This window comes from Shewanella abyssi (genome assembly GCF_023284025.1).
In the GTDB taxonomy this organism is placed as follows: domain Bacteria; phylum Pseudomonadota; class Gammaproteobacteria; order Enterobacterales; family Shewanellaceae; genus Shewanella; species Shewanella abyssi.
Genome location: NZ_JAKIKR010000023.1, coordinates 47,016 through 67,713 on the forward strand (window position 1 = coordinate 47,016; position 20,698 = coordinate 67,713).

At 45.1% G+C, this 20,698-nt stretch carries 17 protein-coding genes; 15 read left to right on the plus strand and 2 right to left on the minus strand.

Annotated elements, in window-relative coordinates:
* The first annotated feature begins 59 nt into the window (after positions 1-59).
* Complete coding sequence (locus tag L2755_RS11605; RefSeq protein WP_248980860.1) at positions 60-971, plus strand: LysR family transcriptional regulator; 912 nt, start codon at positions 60-62, stop codon at positions 969-971.
* Between the two features lie 16 nt (positions 972-987).
* Here L2755_RS11605 and blaOXA read toward each other — a convergent pair whose 3' ends face one another.
* On the minus strand, positions 988-1,824 hold the full coding sequence (blaOXA, locus tag L2755_RS11610) for a class D beta-lactamase (RefSeq protein WP_248980861.1): 837 nt from the start codon (positions 1,822-1,824) through the stop codon (positions 988-990).
* Between the two features lie 371 nt (positions 1,825-2,195).
* Between blaOXA and L2755_RS11615 the strand changes: the two genes are divergently transcribed.
* The 9 genes from L2755_RS11615 (at position 2,196) to L2755_RS11655 (ending at position 12,235) form a co-directional block, all read left to right on the plus strand.
* On the plus strand, positions 2,196-3,356 hold the full coding sequence (locus L2755_RS11615; protein ID WP_248980862.1) for a pyroglutamyl-peptidase I: 1,161 nt from the start codon (positions 2,196-2,198) through the stop codon (positions 3,354-3,356).
* 120 nt (positions 3,357-3,476) lie between these two features.
* Positions 3,477-4,007, plus strand: a complete 531-nt coding sequence (locus L2755_RS11620) for a SprT family zinc-dependent metalloprotease (RefSeq protein WP_248980863.1) — start codon at positions 3,477-3,479, stop codon at positions 4,005-4,007.
* A gap of 147 nt (positions 4,008-4,154) precedes the next feature.
* On the plus strand, positions 4,155-4,859 hold the full coding sequence (locus tag L2755_RS11625) for an endonuclease (RefSeq protein ID WP_248980877.1): 705 nt from the start codon (positions 4,155-4,157) through the stop codon (positions 4,857-4,859).
* Positions 4,860-4,873: 14 nt separating this feature from the next.
* Positions 4,874-5,605, plus strand: coding sequence for a 16S rRNA (uracil(1498)-N(3))-methyltransferase (gene rsmE, locus L2755_RS11630; RefSeq protein WP_248980864.1), 732 nt, complete (start codon positions 4,874-4,876; stop codon positions 5,603-5,605).
* Between the two features lie 138 nt (positions 5,606-5,743).
* Complete coding sequence (gene gshB, locus L2755_RS11635) at positions 5,744-6,691, plus strand: glutathione synthase (RefSeq protein WP_248980865.1); 948 nt, start codon at positions 5,744-5,746, stop codon at positions 6,689-6,691.
* Positions 6,692-6,709: 18 nt separating this feature from the next.
* Positions 6,710-8,014: an alkaline phosphatase gene (locus tag L2755_RS11640; protein ID WP_248980866.1), complete on the plus strand. Its 1,305-nt coding sequence runs from the start codon at positions 6,710-6,712 to the stop codon at positions 8,012-8,014.
* Positions 8,015-8,140: 126 nt separating this feature from the next.
* Entirely contained in the window at positions 8,141-9,169 is a 1,029-nt protein-coding gene (locus L2755_RS11645) for a methyltransferase (protein WP_248980867.1), read from the plus strand.
* A 184-nt stretch (positions 9,170-9,353) separates the two neighbouring features.
* The gene (locus L2755_RS11650; protein WP_248980868.1) at positions 9,354-11,024 is read left to right on the plus strand and encodes a flagellar assembly protein A; all 1,671 of its coding nucleotides are present in this window, start codon (positions 9,354-9,356) and stop codon (positions 11,022-11,024) included.
* Positions 11,025-11,110: 86 nt separating this feature from the next.
* Positions 11,111-12,235, plus strand: a complete 1,125-nt coding sequence (locus L2755_RS11655) for a site-2 protease family protein (protein ID WP_428847794.1) — start codon at positions 11,111-11,113, stop codon at positions 12,233-12,235.
* 114 nt (positions 12,236-12,349) lie between these two features.
* On the opposite strand, the gene L2755_RS11660 is transcribed toward L2755_RS11655, so the two are convergent.
* Positions 12,350-13,123 carry a TetR/AcrR family transcriptional regulator gene (locus L2755_RS11660; RefSeq protein ID WP_248980870.1) on the minus strand — a complete coding sequence of 258 codons (774 nt, stop codon included), beginning with the start codon at positions 13,121-13,123 and terminating at the stop codon, positions 12,350-12,352.
* Positions 13,124-13,478: 355 nt separating this feature from the next.
* Here L2755_RS11660 and L2755_RS11665 point away from each other — a divergent pair, with 355 nt between their 5' ends.
* The 5 genes from L2755_RS11665 to L2755_RS11685 all read left to right on the plus strand — a co-directional run bounded on the left by L2755_RS11665 (position 13,479) and on the right by L2755_RS11685 (position 20,071).
* Positions 13,479-14,081 (plus strand): thioredoxin domain-containing protein, encoded by a 603-nt coding sequence (locus L2755_RS11665; protein ID WP_248980871.1) that lies wholly within the window; start codon positions 13,479-13,481, stop codon positions 14,079-14,081.
* 8 nt (positions 14,082-14,089) lie between these two features.
* The gene (locus tag L2755_RS11670; protein ID WP_248980872.1) at positions 14,090-14,704 is read left to right on the plus strand and encodes a disulfide bond formation protein B; all 615 of its coding nucleotides are present in this window, start codon (positions 14,090-14,092) and stop codon (positions 14,702-14,704) included.
* A gap of 9 nt (positions 14,705-14,713) precedes the next feature.
* Complete coding sequence (locus L2755_RS11675) at positions 14,714-16,489, plus strand: aryl-sulfate sulfotransferase (protein ID WP_248980873.1); 1,776 nt, start codon at positions 14,714-14,716, stop codon at positions 16,487-16,489.
* A gap of 66 nt (positions 16,490-16,555) precedes the next feature.
* Positions 16,556-17,338 (plus strand): hypothetical protein, encoded by a 783-nt coding sequence (locus L2755_RS11680; protein ID WP_248980874.1) that lies wholly within the window; start codon positions 16,556-16,558, stop codon positions 17,336-17,338.
* 390 nt (positions 17,339-17,728) lie between these two features.
* Positions 17,729-20,071 (plus strand): OmcA/MtrC family decaheme c-type cytochrome, encoded by a 2,343-nt coding sequence (locus tag L2755_RS11685; protein ID WP_248980875.1) that lies wholly within the window; start codon positions 17,729-17,731, stop codon positions 20,069-20,071.
* Positions 20,072-20,698: the final 627 nt, after the last annotated feature.

Genomic DNA, 20,698 nt, shown 5'->3' on the forward strand with positions numbered 1-20,698 from the left:
TCAATTGCTATTAAACTGCAATAGACGCTTTGTTCCATTTTTGAGACAGTGAAGATAACATGCCAGATTTAAACGGTATGATGCTGTTTGCAGCGGTAGTTAGAGCTAAAGGGTTCTCACAAGCCGCACGCGAAATAGGCATGCCAAAATCAACCATAAGTCGTAAGGTTGCCCAGCTTGAAGAGCAGCTAGGGGTTCGGCTTTTGCAGCGAGATACCCGTAATCTGAGCTTAACTCAGGTTGGCGCGCTGTTTTTTCAGCATTGCACCAGTATAAGCGATGAAATAGAAGCTGCCAAAGCTACCATCGAAAACACTCACAATGATGTGTCGGGATCGTTGCGCGTTGCTATACCCGTTTCTTTCAGCCAGGAGCTGATAGCAAACCTTTGTAGCGGCTTTATGCGTCTGTACCCTAACGTAGAACTCGACGTGCAATTTACTGATAACGACGTTGGACTCGTGGGTGAAGGCTACGATATCGCGATTAAATACGGCCCACTGCAATCAAGCGACTTAGTGGCGAGATTGCTCTTTGAACGGCAACCCATATTAGTCGCAAGCCCGAGCTACTTAAAGACTCACGGTACCCCCGCCAATCCACAAGAGTTGGCCACCCACAGCGGTATATTGTTAGGCACTTCACGCTCAGCTCCCATTTGGCCTTTAGGCAAAGGCGCTCGAAAAACCATGGTCAACTTTAAGCGTAAGGTCAGGGTGAACAGTGCGGTGATGGTCAAACAGTTTGTCATGGATGATTTTGGTATCGCCATGCTATCCAACTCTGTGTGTAAAAATGAGCTCGCCAGTGGCTCACTGGTGCCCATTTTACAAGAGTGGCCAATGGAAGCCTTTAAAGTGTATGGGGTTTACTCAAGCCGTCGTCAGCTGGCGACCAATATCAGCGTCTTCTTAGACTTTTTCCATAAACGCTTTACCAATCAAGAGTCTTTGCAATCGTTGATGGGCTAGCTTGAGCTAAAATGCATTAAATAACCTGCTCTGCTTGGAGGATCTGTTTCATTATCTTTTGCCTAAGGTGAGCTTGTTGCATGTTGGCAAGATCTAGATTTAGTGCAAAGAAGACAGTACTGTCATCTTGCTCAATCCAACCTACCCACCAGCCAATATACGCTTCCCCCTTATTACCAAAGCCTGTCTTGGCATAGATAGCATAATGGTCAGCTGACTCGGTTAACATGACCTGCTGCATTATCTGCTGTGAGCGTGGGCTTAACGGCAATGTTTCAGCATGCAATCGCTGCAAGAATTGAATCTGCTTTATAGCGCTGACTCGCAGGCCACCCTCCAGCCAAAAACTATCGAGATCGCCGCCCATCGTTGCATTACCATAATCTAAGCTCACCAACATGTTGGCCATGCGCTGCTTACCGATATCAGCAGCAATCTGCTGAAATATTGGCACCACTGAGTATTTAAATGCGCTAGAGAAGGTATGATCTTGGTTCCAAGCTTTAAAAGAGTGTTGCTGCTGATCCCATAGGTATTGGTCTTCTGCATCATTCACTACTCCCAATTCCAGCGCAATCAAACCATTGGCGATTTTAAAAGTAGAAGCCGGAATGAATCCCGTTTGTGCCCTTAACAGATCATTGGTTAATAACTGCTGTTTTTCAGGGTTAAATAACACCACTACGCCATTAACATTATTGCTGCGGAATATAGCGTCCCACCCCCTAGTTTGCATCGGCTCGATCATAGCTGAACCTAGCAGCACTTCGTTAGACCTCTCATCTTTAGCGTCGACGATTAAGGCCATTGCAGCCAGTACAATCAACAATCCCAGTAAAAATACCCTAACCATCTATCTGCCCATCCCTTTATTCGGTCAATACTTGGCACTTTATGAACATTATCATTGCAGCGCCATCATGTTTATTATCATAGCGGTTTAGCGTGCTAACTTTATGGCGATATCGGGATCAATTGTGGCCAAAAAATGGCAATATGACGCTCGGCGTCTAAGCTCTTTCGTCGCTTTCAATGCAACTCACGCTAAGGCATACTTATACCAATTGCACTTAGTATTTAGTCAATTCAGAAGCGCTCAAGCTTTTCAATTCGATACGCATTGACGAGATAATGGTTATTCCCTTGCGAGCCAATGCAAAGCAGAAGTGGAATGCCTGAGAATGTTGATTTTAAAGGTTACTTATAATAAGAAAGGATATTGCAATGAGAACACCTAGCATGGCATTAATGGCAACAGCGCTATTAGTCGGTCTTACTTCAGCTTCCGCTAATGCCAAACTTGATGTTGAAGAGGCTCGACTGCCAGTCGCCACTGCAGCCATGCCAGAAGTGGTTAAACGTTATCAAGCATTCGTCACTAACCTATCTGAAAAATATGCCCAGCACTCTGATGAGCTGAAAATCACCCAAATGGTGGCACATCAAGGCTTACGCCTATGGCAGCAAGCGGTAAGAGATGTGCAATCAGGTCATTTAGACGATCGCTCCCTCTATTGGAATCGTCTTGCTATGCGTGACTTATTAAAGACGCAAAATCCAAATTTCAACATAGCCCCATGGCAGCGAGATATTCTTATTAAAGCGGTCGAAAAATCCTCCCGTGGCTTGAGTGATATCCAGTTCAAAGATGATGCCGAAATTAAAATATTACTCACCGGTTTCGATCCCTTCTTCCTCGACCGTCATATCGACCAGAGCAATCCGTCAGGATTAGTTGCCTTAGCGCTTGATGGTTACCGCTTTAGCGTCAATGGCGAACAGGTCCAGATAGAAACAGTGATGATCCCCGTGCGATTCGCCGACTTCGATGATGGATTAATTGAATCGATACTCACCCCCATTTATCGTGACAACAGTGTCGATATGATTTTTACCGTCAGCATGGGCCGAGATGAATTTGATATAGAGCGCTTTCCTGGCCGCAATCGCAGCGCGGCCGCCCCCGATAACCTTAATGTATTAACCGGCGCCAACAAGCAAGCTCCTATTGCGCCATTGTTTAATGGTGGCACGCTCAATGGCCCAGAATTTGTTGAGTTTTCCCTGCCGATAGCAGCAATGCAAACCGTTGAAGGCCCATGGAAAGTTAACGACAATCATACCGTTGCAACCCTAGCTAAAGGCGAGTTTCAAGCCAAGTCATTAGCCGAGCTGCAAAGTGCAACATCGGTTGCAGGCTCAGGCGGTGGCTATCTCTCCAATGAGATATCTTACCGCGCTATATTGCTGCAAAAGCAGTTCAATAGCCGCATCCCTGTAGGCCATATTCATACCCCACGTATCGCGGCTTACGACGTTAAAGTCGAGCATGATATTGTTGAGCAAGTACGCGCTATGGTAGAGCTTGCGACGACGACGCTATAACCATTTCTGGTGTGGCACTTCTGACTCAGGTAACATTGATGAGCTCGCAATTCGCGAGTTCATCAACCGTGAGTTACCGATTCAATGTTCAAAACGCTTAACCCTTTCAAGTCTAAGCTGATGTTAGCTGCAAAAGCTATCGACCATCCGCCGGTGACTTTTGCCGATCCGCTGCAACAGAGTATCGCTAGCCAAGTAGAACACTGTTATCAGCTGGCAGAAACTCACTTAGGACAAAAATTCCCTCGCCCCGAGATCAACTTTAAACTGCGTGGTAAGAGCGCTGGTACGGCGCATTTACAACTCAATAAGCTGCGTTTTAACCCACTGCTGCTAAAAGACAACCAACAAGCTTTTATTGATGATGTTGTGCCACATGAGATCTGCCATCTGTTGAGCTTTCAACTCTACGGCAGAGTGAAACCCCACGGCGTTCATTGGCAACGTTTAATGCGGCAGCTTTATCATCGCCAACCTCGCACCACTCACAGCTTTAATACCCAATCTGTTGAGGGTAAAACCTACGAATATCTTTGTGGTTGTGGCAGCGTTAATCTCAGCATTCGCCGTCACAACAAAGTACTACGGGGCGAGACTCAGTATCGTTGCCGAAAATGTGGTCACAATCTACGTTCATCAACGGAAAAGTAAGCCCGCCAAGTTCGAACTGCATTGCCCCAAGCCCCAGCCTCCCTTACAATCTTCTCAAACGAGCATACGTTTCGTTAAGCAAATTAATTTCAGGGATTTCGTTTGAGAGCAACGTTACTCAAAACGCTCACATTGGCGTTTAGTATTATGTGGCTCATGCCACAATTTAGCTATGCCTTAGCTAAACACCCAACCAGTTTCAGCCAAGCTAAAAGACTGGCGAAAGAACTCTATATAGAGTCACTGCCTATCACCAGTTTCTATTGTGGTTGTGACATTACGATTGAAGGTAAAAAATGGCGCACGGATTTAAGTCGTTGTGGCTATCAAGTGCGTAAGCAGCAAAAAAGAGCGGCGAGAATAGAGTGGGAACATATCGTTCCCGCGTGGGAGTTTGGCCATCAACGTCAGTGCTGGCAGCAAGGCGGCCGCAAAAACTGTGGCAAGAACGACCAACTGTTTAAAAAGATGGAATCCGATCTGCACAACTTAGTGCCCGCCATTGGTGAAGTTAATGGCGATCGCAGTAACTATCGATTTAGTCAGTGGAACGCCAAACCTGAGCAGTACGGCCTGTGTGAAATGAGCGTTGATTTTAAGGGCCGCAAAGCCGAGCCACCCAGTTACACTCGTGGCAGAATTGCTCGCACCTACCTTTACATGCAAAGCGCTTATGCTTTGCAAATATCCACTAGCCAATTAAAGTTATTTAAAGCATGGGATAAAAGCTATCCAGTTGATACTATTGAGTGCAAGCGAGATCAAGAAATTGCCAAGGTACAAGGTAATCACAACACCCTTGTGCAAGCTCAATGTCAGCAGCTAGTCTCAGCAACAAACATCGCAGAATAAGGCAAAACCGTACCATGAGAGTACCAAGAATTTACCAGGCCTCTTCACTGGCTATTGAAGAAACAGTATCACTTCACGAGGAAGCAGCCGGACACGTCGGCCGCGTACTAAGAATGGCAGCGGGTGATCATGTCTGTTTATTTAACGGCGATGGTAATAATTATTTAGCAGAGATCGTCAGCGCCAGTAAGAAAAATGTCGCGGTGAAGGTCTTATCCTGTGAAAGTAATGACAGTGAATCACCACTTCACCTGCATTTAGGTCAGGTGATTTCACGCGGTGACAGAATGGACTTTACCATTCAAAAATCTGTCGAACTGGGTGTGAATACCATTACCCCGCTGTTTTCAGAGCGCTGTGGAGTCAAGCTCAGCGGCGAACGTTTAGAGAAAAAAATCCAGCAATGGCAAAAAATCGTTGTTAGCGCCTGTGAGCAATCAGGCCGCAGTGTGGTACCCGTGATCCGCCCTGCAATGCAGCTTATCGATTGGTGTGCAGAGGAGACAACGTCGCTTAAACTTAATCTTCACCCGCGAGCATCTTACGGTGTTAACGGTTTAAGTCTGCCCAACAATAGAGTAAGACTAGTGATTGGTCCTGAAGGCGGCTTATCGGCCACTGAAATTACTATGACGGAAACACACAAGTTTACCGATGTACTGCTCGGCCCAAGAGTATTACGCACCGAAACTGCAGCACTTACTACAATCAGTGCCTTGCAGCTTAAATTTGGCGATATTGGATAATGCTATTAACAGCTATCAGCGATTATTTAATCGTCATATCTCGAATAAAACGCTATACGTTTAAGGGTGTTTGACTAGAAAAATGCTGATCATGCCCCCATGTTAGTTGCAGAAACGAAAGAATAAGGAACACGCTCGATGATAAAACTCGGTATCGTGATGGACCCCATCAGCGACATAAACATCAAAAAAGATTCTAGCTTCGCCATGTTAATGGCGGCGCAGTCCCGTGGTTATCAGCTGTTTTACATGGAGATGAACGATTTAGCCATGGTGAATGGCCAAGCAATGGCCACCATGCGTGCACTCACGGTAAAAGAAGATCCCCAGGACTTTTATCAGCTAGCAGAAGCGATTGATACACCACTAGCCGACCTAGACGTTATTCTAATGCGTAAAGATCCGCCGTTCGATACTGAGTTCATTTACGCCACTTATATGCTTGAACGCGCTGAAGAGCAAGGCGTGCTTATCGTCAATAAGCCACAAAGCTTACGTGATGCCAACGAGAAACTGTTTACCGCCTGGTTCTCTGAGTTCACTCCAGAAACCGTGGTTACCCGTGATGAGCAGCGCATTCGCGCTTTCCACAAAGAGCAAGGCGACATCATTCTAAAACCACTCGACGGCATGGGTGGCAGCTCTATTTTCAGAGTTAAAAAGGATGATCCAAACCTTGGGGTGATTATCGAAACCCTGACTAATGAAGGCCAGCAGTATGCAATGGTACAAGCTTTCATTCCCGATATTACCGCAGGTGACAAACGCATTTTAGTGGTCGACGGTGAACCTGTGCCTTATTCATTAGCCCGTATTCCGCAAAAAGGCGAAACCCGAGGCAACTTGGCCGCTGGCGGTCGCGGTGTCGCCCAGCCACTATCAGAATCCGATTGGCATATTGCCCGCACTATTGGTCCTGAACTCAAAAAGCGTGGGCTGATTTTTGTTGGACTTGACGTTATCGGCGACAAGCTTACCGAGATAAATGTCACAAGCCCAACCTGTATTAAAGAGATAGAAGCCGCTTTTGATGTGGATATCACCGGTATGTTGATGGATTCTATTGAAGCTAGAATCAATAAATAACCTGTCCAAGGACTCGGTATGACTTTTAGAAACACCTTTACTTGGGTCCTTAGTGCCCTTGCTGTATTACCACTTTATGCCTCCGCGAATATCGATATTCAACAGGCGCCGTCACGGCCGAAGAATATGATCATCATGGTTGGTGACGGCATGGGGCCGGCTTACACCAGTGCTTATCGTTATTTTCAGGACAACCCTGATACCGAAGAGATTGAGCAAACCGTGTTTGATCGCTTACTCGTAGGTATGGCATCAACTTACCCAGCAAGAGAAAGCGGTTATGTCACCGATTCTGCTGCATCAGCGACAGCACTCGCCACAGGCGTTAAAAGCTATAATGGTGCTATCTCTGTCGACATCAATAAGCGCCCTTTGACCACCATCATGCAGATGGCAAAAGCGCGCGGTATGTCTACCGGCGTAGCGGTTACATCTCAAGTTAACCATGCCACTCCAGCGGCCTTTTTAACCCACAACGAAAGCCGCCGAAATTACCAAGCTATTGCTGCAGATATGCTTAAATCTGATGCGGACGTTATCCTAGGCGGTGGGCAAAAGTACTTCTCTGAAGCACTGTTAAACCAATTTAGTGCTAAAGGTTACCAACACATTACTGAGCTCACGCAGCTCGACAGTATTACCAAGCCTAAAGTGCTCGGACTCTTTGCTGACGTTCAACTGCCGTGGGTGATCGATGATAGCGACGCCAATACCTTAAGTAAGCTAACGCAAAAGTCACTCGAACTACTCTCTCAAAATGAAAAAGGCTTTGTGTTACTGGTTGAGGGCAGCTTGATCGACTGGGCTGGGCACAACAATGATATCGCCACCGCAATGGCTGAAATGCACGGTTTTGCCAATGCCATCGAAGTGGTTGAGCAGTATATTCGTCAGCACCCAGATACCCTGTTAGTGGTCACTGCAGATCATAACACTGGCGGCCTATCTATCGGGGCAAACGGCGAATACCTATGGGACACTCAGTTACTAAAAGGGATCGGTGCCAGCCCGGCTAACATTGCCACCCAAGCTATTGCAGTTGATAATTGGCAAGCAGCTGTAAGCCAACAGCTTGGATTTGAAGTGGATAATGTCGAATTACAGCAACTGAGTAATGCCCGTATGCAGGGAAAAAATGCATTGGAAGTCGCACTAAAAAAACTGATTGATACACGCAGTTTTACCGGTTGGACCACCAGCGGTCATACGGGTGGTGACGTACAAGTATTTGCCATGGGACCGGCTGCGGATCTGTTTAAAGGCAATCAAGACAATACTCACATCGCAGAAAAAATGATGAGCTTACTGCCAAAAGTACACTAGAGGCTGTTGATCTCATTAAGCCACCTTTCAAGATTTGAACGGTGGCTTTTTATTGGTGAGTTAAAAGTGCATATTCAGGTGGTTCAAGTATAATCACATCCACTTAAAATCAGACTTTGAAAACTCATGCTAACCAACGCTTCGCAAGCCCTTCTCAGAAATAGTGACTTAGTTAATGGCCAATCTGTATTAGTACTTAATTATGAAGGCGATACCTTACCTAAAGCATTATTAGACAGCGCCGCTAGCGTCTGCGCTTTAGCCTTAGATTTTCATCACCACCTTATAATGCAACCCCATGCAGCAAGTAATCTCCAGCTGTTTTTTGGCCACCAACTGCCAAACCAAGATTGCTTTGATAGTGTTATTGTTTATTTCCCTAAAGCCAAAGCATTAGCCCCTTACCTGTTTAACCTTGCAGCCAAGCATCTTAAACCCCTAGGCCAACTCATTGTGGTTGGGGAGAACAAAGGTGGAGTTAAGTCGCTACCTAAGTTACTGCCTGATTACTTTGATAAAGCCTTCAAAACAGATAATGCTCGCCACTGCATTGTATTTACCAGCGAGCTAAACCGCCAAGCTCCAGAAATAAAGATGCAAGATTGGTACAGCAAATATCCATTGCAGACGCCTCAAGGTGAAATCACTATCTGCAATATGGTTGGCGTATTTAGTGAGAAGAGGCTTGATGAAGGCAGCAAGTTATTATTAGATAACCTGCCAAGGATGCGCGGTAATGTGCTTGATTTTGGTTGCGGTGCTGGCGTGATAGCGGCGGCATTATTAACGGCTCAGCCTCAGCTCAAACTTGAATGCGTCGATATCAACGCCATGGCGTTACTATCTTGCGAGCTAACCATGCAAGCTAACGGGCTTGAGGCCAACGTGTTTGCATCAGACGGGCTGGCGCAAGTAAGCAAAAACTACGACGGTATTATCTCCAACCCACCTTTTCATGATGGCTTAACCAGCACCAACAGCATTACCACTCATTTTGTAAAAGCCAGTTTAGCTAATTTGACCAGAGGCGGCTTGTTCCATATTGTGGCCAATCGACACCTGCCCTACTCAGACTGCATCGCTGAAAACTTTGGCAGCGTTAACGTCTGCGCAGAGAATAATAGATACAAAGTTTACTCCAACATCAAACGCTAAGACAAAGCGCGAAAATAGGCAATGAATGTTTCACAAGTTGAATATACCGCAGCAAAGATCATGTTACATTTAAACTGTGACCCGAGCCGCGCTTTGTCTGTTTTTTAGTTTTATGACTTTCTGTTGTGTGGTTATACTCAGGACTGATCTCTTTAATAATAATAAATAAACGATAGGGATTTTCATGCTGCACCCAGAACTTATCGAGTTAAGTACGGACGGCGATAAAGCCGAGTTAACGCTAATCCCTAACACCCATGGCCCTATCGTTGAACAGGACTTGCTTGAGCTGCTGGCACTGCCTGGGTTTTGCAAGCTAAAACCCCTCAAAGAGTCCATCAATAAAGCCATTGTTCAAGTTAATCGACTTTGTGGCCAAGATGATGGCCAATCTGCACTGCTGTTTACCATTGCACAACGCCAAGATGCTAGCATCAGTTTTGAGATATCTGACGACAAGATGCAGGTATCGATGACCTTAACTGCCGCCTATGGCGGTCAAGATATTACCCTCAAAGATATTTTACAAAACTTAAAAATACAGCAAGTTAAACTTGGTCTCAGCAAAGCCAAAATTGACCTTTCACTAGCACAGTTTGCCTCGCTGCAACCTGGTGAGCAGTGCTGTAATATAATAGCCCAAGGACGAGCAGCGATTCACGGCAAAGCCGCCAAACTGGAGCGGAAAGTCATGCTGGCTCGCGAGCGACTATTACAGCCGCAAGAGAATAGCGACGGTAGTGTCGACATGCGCAACCTGGGTGCCGTGATAATGGTAAAACCAGGCAATACACTCATATTAAAGCACCCGGCAACCACCGGCGTTAATGGTTACAATGTTGCTGGTGACAAACTACTTGCCAAGCCAGGCAAAGATCTTAAGCTCGTTGCTGGCGACGGTACAAAGTTTAGTGACAACAATCCCCATTTATTAATCGCAGACGTTGCAGGCCAGCCAGTTGAAACTAAACAAGGCATGCAGGTCGACGATCTGCTGCAGATAAAAAATGTCAATGTTGGTTACGGTCACGTCGACTTTAAAGGCAGTGTATTGATCACTGGCGATGTTGGCGAGGGCATGCAGGTCAAAAGCTCTGGCGATATCACGGTGATGGGGTTTGTCGACTCAGCAACGCTAGATGCTCAAGGTGATATTACCGTCAGCAAAGGCGTTATAGGTCGGCAACTAAAAGATAATACCCTTTCCACGACCCTCAAAGCACAAGGTCAGATCAGCGCCCAGTTTGTCCAATATTCAAACCTTGAAGCTAGCGGTAACATTTTGGTGACTAAGCAATTACTTCATAGCCATGCTAAAACTAAACAACAGCTGATTGTCTGTGACGCTAGCGGTCGTCGTGGTGATTTAGTCGGTGGAAAAGTTGAGGTTGATAAGGGCTTAAAAGTGGTAGCCATTGGTGCCACTGCTGGTACTAAGACTGAAATATTTTGCGCCATGCATATCCGTGAATTCAAGCAAGATATTATTCAACTTCAAGACAGCATCAAATCAATGACGGTCGCCATTGCAAACATTGACGGGCAACTAGGTAATCTACCACCAAAGGCTCAGTGGCAAGACGATGAGATAATGGTAGAACAAGTAACTGTGATGCTTGAGGAAAAACGGCGAATTGTCTCTGCCAAACAGCAGGAGCAAGCTGAGTTTGAATCTATTCAGCAAGAGGTTACAAATTACTATAAAAACTATCGAGTCGATGCCTTAAAGCACGTTTTTACCAATATCGAGATCCATATTGGTAAGGCGTTTAACCGCACGCAACGAGATCATGGTCCTTGTAGCATCACCAATATTAATCAAGAGATAGACTTTGATTACAGTGCTAAAAAGTAACTAACAACAGCGTAAACCTAGGATTTATTGTCTTCGAACTCTATTTAGCGGCATAATAACCTTACTTAAACTCGTTGAGATATGTCGTGGAATTATTGAAAATTGACTGCCTTGGAAAACCTCTTCGCTTAGAGGGTTCTATGGCAGGTTGGCAGCAACTCTTTTGGGGCGATACCTTAGTCTCAGTTATCCAAGCAAGCGCTGAGAATGAAGGCTTAAAAAGCCATACTTTTGAACTTAGCACTGCCGTACCAACAGCTACAACAGCCGATACGATTGAAGCCCCGCAACAGAGCGCCCTACAAATCACCTTAGAAACCGATTTAACTTGGCAGCCTTTTGTCATCGATTATCGTCTACTGCATAACGGGCAACCCATCAGTAGCGGCCAACGCAACAGTAAAGATATTGAACAGCAAGTACCCACTGTCGCCGTGGCAGAAAAAAAGCAGTTTAGTATGGTGGGCTTAGCGTCTTTAGGCTTCAAACTATTAAAAAGCGCCAAGGTGATTAAGGTCGTTCTGGCAGGCGCAAGTGTTGCCGCATATTCTTGGTTATTTTCATTCCAGTTTGCACTGGCACTCATCGCTTGCTTGGTATTTCATGAATATGGCCATATCCGCGCAATGAAATACTTTGGCATGAAAACCAAAGGGATCTATCTCATCCCTTTTATGGGCGGACTCGCATTAAGCGATGAAAAGATTAATACCCGCTGGCAAGATGTAGTGATCTCGATTATGGGTCCCACCTTTGGACTGCTAATGTCGATAGCGGCATTAATCGCCTATTGGGTTACTGGCAATATCTTCTTCGCTGGTCTTGCCGCATTCAATGCCCTACTTAACCTATTTAATTTGCTGCCGATATTGCCGCTAGATGGCGGACATATTCTTAAGAGTATTAGCTTTTCAATGAACAGTGTCATGGGACTGGTTGCTTGTATCGCAGGCGCGGCCATTGGCGTGTACATTAGCTATACCTTAGGGTTAGCATTGCTGGGCTTCTTGTTGCTGATTGGTAGTGCAGAGATAGTGTTTGAATGGAAAACCCGCCATCAGAGCCACCTTTTACCACTGGATCGCTACGGGCAGATTTTTTCAACCCTATGGTACCTTGCCACCGTTGGCGCATTCATCGGCATCATCTGGTACTTCGCCGGCAGCGGTGACGACATGCTGGCACTGCCGCTTGAAATTTTGAAGAGCTAGATTAGTTTGTTCATTAAAACAGGCATTCGAAAGGATGCCTGTGTTGTAAGACACAAACTTTGCGCTTAGTTACAGGTAAACATCTAGCCTATGAGCTACTGCGTGCGCTGAATATTAAAGCTCTATTGGCTCGTTAAGTGTTTCATAATTTAATCTGCAGTGCTTGAAGTTTGTCCCTGTAGCGGTTTCAACTAGAGGTATAATGGTCTCAAGCATCTTGCTATAGGACACAAGCTGATTGTTTTGCCACTTGAGCGTGCTGGCAACCAAACACAGTAAGTTGAACACCGTTTCAACTCGATTGTCATGTTCATTATTATCATAACCGTGGCGGCGTAAAAACTTATTCTGACCGACGACGATGCTGCCGCGTTCTATGGTTCTCATCGAAAAAATACAATCGACTATCTCTTCCTTACTCGATAAGAGCTCACCACATTGCACCGCTCGTCCCCAAAGCGCTTGCACCCTTGCTTTTAATTCAATGAATATGACGTCAATATTCCCCTCATACTCCGAACTTGAAAATCCATATACGTGGGGGTTTACGCCTAAGAAATTGATACAGATATCCCCCTCTTTAGCGGACCAACATTTAACAATATCGTACATCAAACTAAAAATGATCTTCTCTTTATTACTGAGCTCATCCATGTCCATTAGCATGTCAGTTTTAACAAGGATATCATTTACATGTTCTATAAATAGCGCGACCACAATATCCTCCCTTGATTTAAAGTGGCTATAAAAGGTTTTAGGCGAACATTTAGCTTGAGTCGGTATCTGAGACAGCCTAAATGAACAAACCCCCTCTGCTATTATCAATTTTTTGGCTTCAACCAAGATCCGATCTCTTGTTACCGATTTCGTTCTTAAATAGTTATGCATTGTGCCGCCTCCACTAAAACCTTAATGGATCTATGACTGATTAACGGCGCCCTTGCAAAGAAACCAACTACAGTTGTGACTTATTTCAATCTGCTATAAACAATTGAGACTTAGAGTCTTTTAAATAAAAAATGTTCAGCCTCAGCGCCGTTGCAAAGAAACTAACTGGAATTGTGACCCGTTTCAATCCGCTATTAACAAGTGTGATCCTAGGCTTTACCTCACGTGATTATTATCACGAATTTCGGGTGTAAAGCTTTCCCTTTTGCAGTCAATCTCATCACAGTAAAAGCCCGCTCGAGACAATAAAATCATCAACAGAAATTCACATTTTGAATATAACGTTGAGAGCATTATGAAAACATCACTCACCACTTTAGCCGCTGCACTTTTCATGACATTCACAGTATCCGCTGCTGAAGTCATCCAGATAGATACCCCGGCTCTCGAGAATACTGTACAAAAAATTTACTCGGTATATTGTCCATTTTGTTACAAATATGAAAAAGCCGTCACGCCTAACTTAATCAAAAACCTACCATCTAGCGCCAAGTTCCAGGCTATCTGTCTAGAAAATAAGGGCGAACTTGGTGTCGAGTCTTGTGAAGTTTTAGCCGCAGCTGACACCATCAGCCACGATAAATACAAGCAAGCCAAGATGGCGATGTATGCCGCCATCCATGATCAAAAGATTAAGAATGTCAAAGGGTCTAAAGCTGTAAAAGGTGAATTAGCCGCTATTGGCCTAAAAGCCGCCGGGATATCTCAAGCCGAGTTCGAAAGCGCACTTAATTCTCCTCAAGCTCAACAAAAGTTGAACTATGACAGAAGCATCGCGTTAACCATCGCTAAAGTGAAAGGTATTCCGGCCATCGTGGTCAACGGTAACAAGATGATTGATACCAGCACGATCACCTCCTTAGCTAACCTTGACGAAACCATCAAGAACAACCTGTAGGCGCCATCATGATTACAAAACTTAAACTCTGGTTTGCCGAACTAAAGGCAAACCCGCTTCCCACCCTGGAAGCAACCCAAGAAGGTCGAGCAGTATGGGCGGTTATGGCCGCCGCATGCGTGTTCCTACTTGGCTCAGCGATGGGCTTCTTCCAGGTTTTTCTAGAGATGGACCCGTGTGAAAACTGCGTCTACATTCGCTTCAGTCAATTCTGCATCCTGATTGCTGGCGTAATAATGATCATCAACCCTAAAAGCAACCTGCTGAAAGTACTCGGTCTGGCACTTGCTTGGTACGGCATCATCTACGGGCTAGACAAGGCGATCATCTTGGCAGGACAGCATGTCTCAAGTCATGCCGCTGATGCCGGTCTTGATCTATTCCAATCGGGTCAAGGGGCGAATGCTTGCTCACTTGAACCAACATTCCCACTGGGCTTACCCCTTCACGAATGGCTACCGTTCGAATTCGCACCATCTGGAATATGTGGCGAAGATGACTGGAGCTTGCTCGGCCTGAACATGGCGCAATACTGCATCATTAGTTATGCAGTATTCATTGCCTGCGCTTTACCGTTAACCATTGCATTTATTACTAAAACCATTAGAAACTTTAAAAAATAGGACACTCTCATGTTAAAGAAAACTATTTTAGCGACGGCTATTGCCGCAATTTCTTTAGGCGCATCTGCTGCAGGATTCAAACCGGCACCTGCCGCCGGCCAACTTGGCGCCGTACTGGTTAATCCTTACGGAAACTCGCCACTGACGGCGCTAATCGACTTGCACAGTAAGCACCCTACTGACGTCGTTGTTACCGTTAAAGGCAAGGGGCGCGACGGGGTTGATATCAAATACCCGGTTGGCCAGCAAACCATTAATACTCACGACGGTATCCCTGTATTTGGTCTATATGCTAATCATAGCAACGTCGTTAAAGTGACTTACAAGCTAGACGGCAAGAAAGTGTCAGAGACATACAAGGCAATGACAGGCGCTATCGTTAACAACTATATCGATAACCGCAACATTACTCCTTTGCCAGAGGTTCAGGTTAAGAAGGTCGCTAAGGGCTTTGAAGACCGTTTATATCTGGTGAACTCACACACCTACAATCAGCAAGGCTCAGATCTACATTGGTCTGGTCAAAAGAGTAAAGACGCCGGTATTTTTGAAGGTTCGCCATCCATGGGCGCACTGCCATTTGAAAACCCACCACTGACCTATGTTGTCGATACTCAAGGTGAAGTACGTTGGTGGCTGAATCAAGACGCGACTTATGATGCCACCAGCCTGGATATCGAGAAACGCGGCTACTTGATGGGCTTTCAAGACACTGGCGAAGGTAGCTATACCTTCGTACAGGGCCAACGCTACGGTACCTTTAATCTGCTAGGCCAGATTGACTCTAAGCGTTTGCCACGGGGATACATTGATGCGTCACATGAGCACAATGTTATGCCAAATGGTCATACCTTGGTCCGTGCAGCAAAAGCTAACTACATCAACGACCGTGGTGACGTTGTGCACACCGTTCGCGATCATGTGCTTGAAATGGATCAAAGCGGCAACCTAGTCGACGTGTGGAACGTGGCTGAAATTTTGGATCCATACCGCGATGCACTACTTGAAGCCTTGGATATGGGCGCGGTTTGCCTAAACGTTGATATGGACCATTTAGGCCAAACAGCAGAGATGGAAATCGACGCTCCTTATGGCGATATCCCAGGTATAGGTGCGGGCCGTAACTGGGCGCACATCAACTCAATTGAGTACGATCCAAAGGGAGACGGCATCATAGTGTCACTGCGTCACCAAGGCGTAGCGAAGATTAACCGCGATAAAGAGGTTGTCTGGATCCAAGCGCCACGTGAAGGCTGGAACGAAGAGTTGGCTAAAAAGGTACTGACGCCTGTTGACTCAAACGGCAACGAGATCAAGTGTACCGAGAAAGGCGTCTGTGAAGGTGATTTTGACTTTACTTACACCCAGCATACCGCTTGGTTAAACAATACCAACGGCAACCTAACCGTGTTTGATAATGGTGATGGCCGTGGTCATGAGCAGCCTGCCTTAGCAAGCATGAAATACAGCCGCTACGTTGAATACAAAATTAACGAAGAGAACATGACCATAGAACAGGTCTGGGAATACGGCAAAGAACGTGGTTATGACTGGTATAGCGCCATCACCTCAAACGTAGAGTACATGGAAGACAAAGACACCATGTTTGGCTTCAGTGCGGCTATCCATTTGTACAACCCTGGTGAGCGCACCATAGGTAAAATTAACGAAATCGGTCGTAAAGACGGCAAGGTTAAAGTCGAAATTGATGTGTTATCTGAAAAGCCTAACACGCCTCACTACCGCGCAAGCTTGGTTAACCTAACCAGCCAGTTCGGTAAGTAATAACCAATATAAACCAATAGATGTAGTAAGGGGCTTTCGGGCCCCTTTTTTATAGGGTTGATCTCAATGAATAACATTTTAAAAATTGCCTTGCCTATCGTCATTGGCTGCACTTGCAGTGTTAACGCAGTAGCCCAAGACTTTACCACAGTGACAGCCGGCTATATTGCCCATACAAGTGACACCTTAGACGAAAATAAAAACCAATTTGATAGAACCCTGCTCACAGTAGCCAATGTGCGCGCCAAAGATTGGGGCAGAATTGCCACTGTGGGGATCTTCGAAAACTTAGAGCAGTCGTCCTCAGATCCACAAGCTGAAGCACTCGGCGAAGCTTGGAGCACCTTTAAATTTGCTGGCGTTGCACATATTAAAACCGGTTTCGTTCCGGGTCTTAACTACATGGTCGATGAGTTCTTTTTCACCAACACCAATGGTTACGAGAACAATATGAAGATTGGTCTGTCCTATGATATGACGTTTGGCGCAGCCAAAGCCAATATCGGCGCTGGGGCTAACTATGTCAGTATCGACAACGCTGGGGCTAAGTTCACCGGCTTTTCTGGCTATGCATTAAATGCATCGATGCAATACCCTATATCTGACAAATGGGGCCTAAGTTTTATTTACAATGGTGTCTTTGATCGTGATGAAGAGCATGCCATTGGCTATACCGACAACCTAGATGGCAAGCAACACGATTCTGGATATCGCCTTGATTTAGCTGTGAATTATCAATTCTCCAACTCCATATCAGCGTGCCTAGTTCTAAGGCAACTCGATAGCTGGTACGGATACAAAACGGGTAAAGCAGATATGATGGTGCTTATGACCTCAATTACTTTCTAGTAAAAACGCCCGCCTTTACCCTTTCATTCTAAAGGTGGGAATTACCCTAAAGCTAAAGCCGTATTTAAAAAGGCAGCATGCTACCACTCAGTTAATTGACATACATCAACACAATGACACTTAACCTTGCTACACCGCCACCACGAGAACCCACCACACTTAACATCACCAACAAATAACCAGAAAAAATTCAACAACTTAATTAAGTAAAGATAATTTTTGTTATCAAAAAGCCACCATTGGTGAACTTTTGTTATCTATTAATTTATCGAACCACACCTGAAAATATAAAAGTAACTTTATTTTGTTTCTAGTTGAATAACTACCAGTTCGACTTGTCGCTATTCAAGCAGATACAACTTCTATCCATAATTTAATGGATTTGACGATATGTCTAATATAAGAGAAATGATGATGAGCAATTTCAAAAACACATCACTAGCATTACTTATAGGCTTAGCGCTTGTAGGTTGTGGTAGCGATGGCGCTGATGGTTCAAACGGTTCTAACGGCTCTAACGGGGAAAATGGGGAAAATGGGGCACCCGCTCCTATCGTATTTACCACGGCAGACCAGCTAAACATTGCCATTACTGACGCAGTGCTTAACGACGACAACAAGCTAGCAATCTCATTCAACGCAGCCAACAACGCGGGTTATGGCATTGTTGGTGTAGACAATATTCGCTTGAATGTGGCTAAGTTAGTCCCAGGTACTAATGGCGAGTCTAGTGAGTGGGTTTCATTTACTTATGGGATCCGTGTCAGTTCAATTAATGAAAACGAATATGCTAAGCCTGATTCTGAGAAAAGTTCAAAGACTGATGGCCTGACTGATAATAGTGACGGTTCCTACAGCTACACTTTTGCGGCCGACGTAGCCAATGCAATTAACCCAGTTACGGACGAAGCTATTGCATGGGATGCAACGTCGACTCACAGAGTCACATTGCAAGTCTATAGTGCTGAAGACCGCTATGATGGCGTAAATACGCACTTTGACTGGGTACCCAATGGTGACGAGATATCTTTCACTCGTGATATCGTATCAACTGCATCTTGTAATGAATGTCACACTGATGTCACCAAGCATGGTGGCCGCACCGACATTGAGTATTGCGTAGTGTGCCATACGCCGGACGTTTCGGACCCGGCGAAATCTGTTAAAGACAGTGCCGATATGAAGGTCATGACTCATAAAATCCATATGGGTGCACAACTGACCGGTGCTAAAACCAATGATTATGGCAAAGTGCTATACCCACAAGACATTCGCAACTGTACCTCATGTCACGTAGGCGAAGAAGATAAAGCCGCTGATGATTCGATCATTGCCGTAGCAACCAAGGATGGCGATAACTGGAAGACAGTACCAACGATTGAAACTTGTGGCTCATGCCATGATGGCATCGTTTGGGATGCGAGCCTAGTTGACGTTGACAAGGGAATTAGACTACATACTGCCAATGAGCAGACTAACGATACCTGTGTTAACTGTCATGATGCTGGCAGCTTTGCCGGTGCAGATATTGTCCATGTAAAAGCTTATGACAAATATCAATCTACTGCTGATGAGCTAAACATTAGGTATGAAGTCACCTCGCTAACGCGTGGCAGCGGCAATGAGCTTGTTGCTCATGTTGAAGTGACAATGGACGGCGAGCCTGCCGACATGGTTACAGATATTCAACCAGTGACAATGAACGCTAGTGGTGGTCCTCGCATCATGTTCAACTGGGACAATGGTATGGGCTACGAGACCCATTCAGCCAAAAATACACCTAACTCACAATTACTGATTGCAGCCACTGGAGTAGTAAATGATGGTTGTTTTTCTGAAAGTGTAACAGGATCATACACCTGTACTTGGGTGACTGACACTGGACTTGATGACACCATGAATCCTAAGCTTAACGGTGGAGCTCCATTGACGACTGGTCATGTGTTCACATCATTCGTTGGTGTCGGTATTGATGTAGGTAAGGTCGATTCAGACCTGGAAGGTTTCGGCCCACCGGTTCCACCTACTATCGTTAACACTTTCTTCAACATGGAAGATCTATCAATTGATAGCGACTTCAAAGTTGAGTTTGGCGCTGATTACGAAGGTTGTAACTCTTGTCACAAGCAATTGATCCAACATGGAAGCCGTAGATCCGATCACGCTTCGCAATGTAAAGCCTGTCATAACTCAACGCGTGTGCGTAAGGGTGGAGCGAGTTCTGGTGACAGTGGTGATTTGAAGTATGAAGCCCATAAGACTCATGCTAGTTTCCAGTGGATCGACAATGACAACACATTCAAGTTGAATGGCCGTCAAGCCGGTATGCCGTCACCAATATCTGATTGTGCTCAGTGTCATACTGAAGATCAGATCGCACTTCCTCTATCTAAAAACACTCGTCCATCGATTGTTGCTACCCCTGACTTCTCAGGGACAGGTGATAACTTAGACTTTACCGGTTCTGCGTACGTAAGCCCGATAACAAGCGTGTGCTCATCGTGCCATGTAAGCGTGGGTATCGGTCTTATTGATGCTCAAGGTAAAGTGTTAGATGGTGCAAACGTTGATGGCGAACAGGTTACACTGAGCGCTGACGACCAAGCTGTCGTTAGCCATATGATTTCAAATGGTGCAGCGTTCAACGCTATGACTACTGAAGCCGCTACGGGAACTGAGTCTTGCTCTGTGTGTCACGATACAGAAGAGTTAAGAGAGGTTCACGGCCAGTAAACCTTAACGAGTAGTCGTCCCTGCAAATGACTACTGTTAACCAACCAAGCCCTAGCGAAAGCTAGGGCTTTTTTGTTTTCTGCTAGGAGCCTATAGCTTTAGTGCAAAGCTTGAGCGCTGCTGAATTAACTAAATACTTAATGCAATTGATATTAGGCGCTTGCAGTAAGCTAAAAATAAGATGACGGAATACCTAAATGATCAGAGGAGGCTAGCTCAATGAGCCGAAGTTGGGCTGACTGTCATTTTTTAAGGTTGTTGAATTTCAGGCACAAAAAAACCGACTTAATGTCGGTTGATTTATTTCTCTTGTGAAAGAGAAATGGTACCTGAAGACGGACTTGAACCGTCACTCCTTTCGGAATCGGATTTTGAAAAGAACACCTCTAAAAATACTCAATAATATCAATAGATAAAAATCATAAAACACACCTTTGCAAATTCTTTGCATAAAGAATTGTCACAGTAAACTTTGCTCTTACTATGAGAAAAGAATAAATGAGTTGATTAACACCCTTAATCATCTCAAATTATGAGTCGATTAAGGGTGTTAATCAACTCATTTATTCTTTTCTCATAGTAAGAGCAAAGTTTACTGTGACAATTCTTTATGCAAAGAATTTGCAA

Excerpts from the sequence above, each read along its gene's own strand:
- L2755_RS11605 (WP_248980860.1), top strand. The coding sequence starts at position 60 with ATGCCAGATTTAAACGGTATGATGCTGTTTGCAGCGGTAGTTAGAGCT.
- blaOXA (WP_248980861.1), bottom strand. The coding sequence starts at position 1,824 with ATGGTTAGGGTATTTTTACTGGGATTGTTGATTGTACTGGCTGCAATG.
- L2755_RS11615 (WP_248980862.1), top strand. The coding sequence starts at position 2,196 with ATGAGAACACCTAGCATGGCATTAATGGCAACAGCGCTATTAGTCGGT.
- L2755_RS11620 (WP_248980863.1), top strand. The coding sequence starts at position 3,477 with ATGTTAGCTGCAAAAGCTATCGACCATCCGCCGGTGACTTTTGCCGAT.
- L2755_RS11625 (WP_248980877.1), top strand. The coding sequence starts at position 4,155 with ATGTGGCTCATGCCACAATTTAGCTATGCCTTAGCTAAACACCCAACC.
- rsmE (WP_248980864.1), top strand. The coding sequence starts at position 4,874 with ATGAGAGTACCAAGAATTTACCAGGCCTCTTCACTGGCTATTGAAGAA.
- gshB (WP_248980865.1), top strand. The coding sequence starts at position 5,744 with ATGATAAAACTCGGTATCGTGATGGACCCCATCAGCGACATAAACATC.
- L2755_RS11640 (WP_248980866.1), top strand. The coding sequence starts at position 6,710 with ATGACTTTTAGAAACACCTTTACTTGGGTCCTTAGTGCCCTTGCTGTA.
- L2755_RS11645 (WP_248980867.1), top strand. The coding sequence starts at position 8,141 with ATGCTAACCAACGCTTCGCAAGCCCTTCTCAGAAATAGTGACTTAGTT.
- L2755_RS11650 (WP_248980868.1), top strand. The coding sequence starts at position 9,354 with ATGCTGCACCCAGAACTTATCGAGTTAAGTACGGACGGCGATAAAGCC.
- L2755_RS11660 (WP_248980870.1), bottom strand. The coding sequence starts at position 13,123 with ATGCATAACTATTTAAGAACGAAATCGGTAACAAGAGATCGGATCTTG.
- L2755_RS11665 (WP_248980871.1), top strand. The coding sequence starts at position 13,479 with ATGAAAACATCACTCACCACTTTAGCCGCTGCACTTTTCATGACATTC.
- L2755_RS11670 (WP_248980872.1), top strand. The coding sequence starts at position 14,090 with ATGATTACAAAACTTAAACTCTGGTTTGCCGAACTAAAGGCAAACCCG.
- L2755_RS11675 (WP_248980873.1), top strand. The coding sequence starts at position 14,714 with ATGTTAAAGAAAACTATTTTAGCGACGGCTATTGCCGCAATTTCTTTA.
- L2755_RS11680 (WP_248980874.1), top strand. The coding sequence starts at position 16,556 with ATGAATAACATTTTAAAAATTGCCTTGCCTATCGTCATTGGCTGCACT.
- L2755_RS11685 (WP_248980875.1), top strand. The coding sequence starts at position 17,729 with ATGTCTAATATAAGAGAAATGATGATGAGCAATTTCAAAAACACATCA.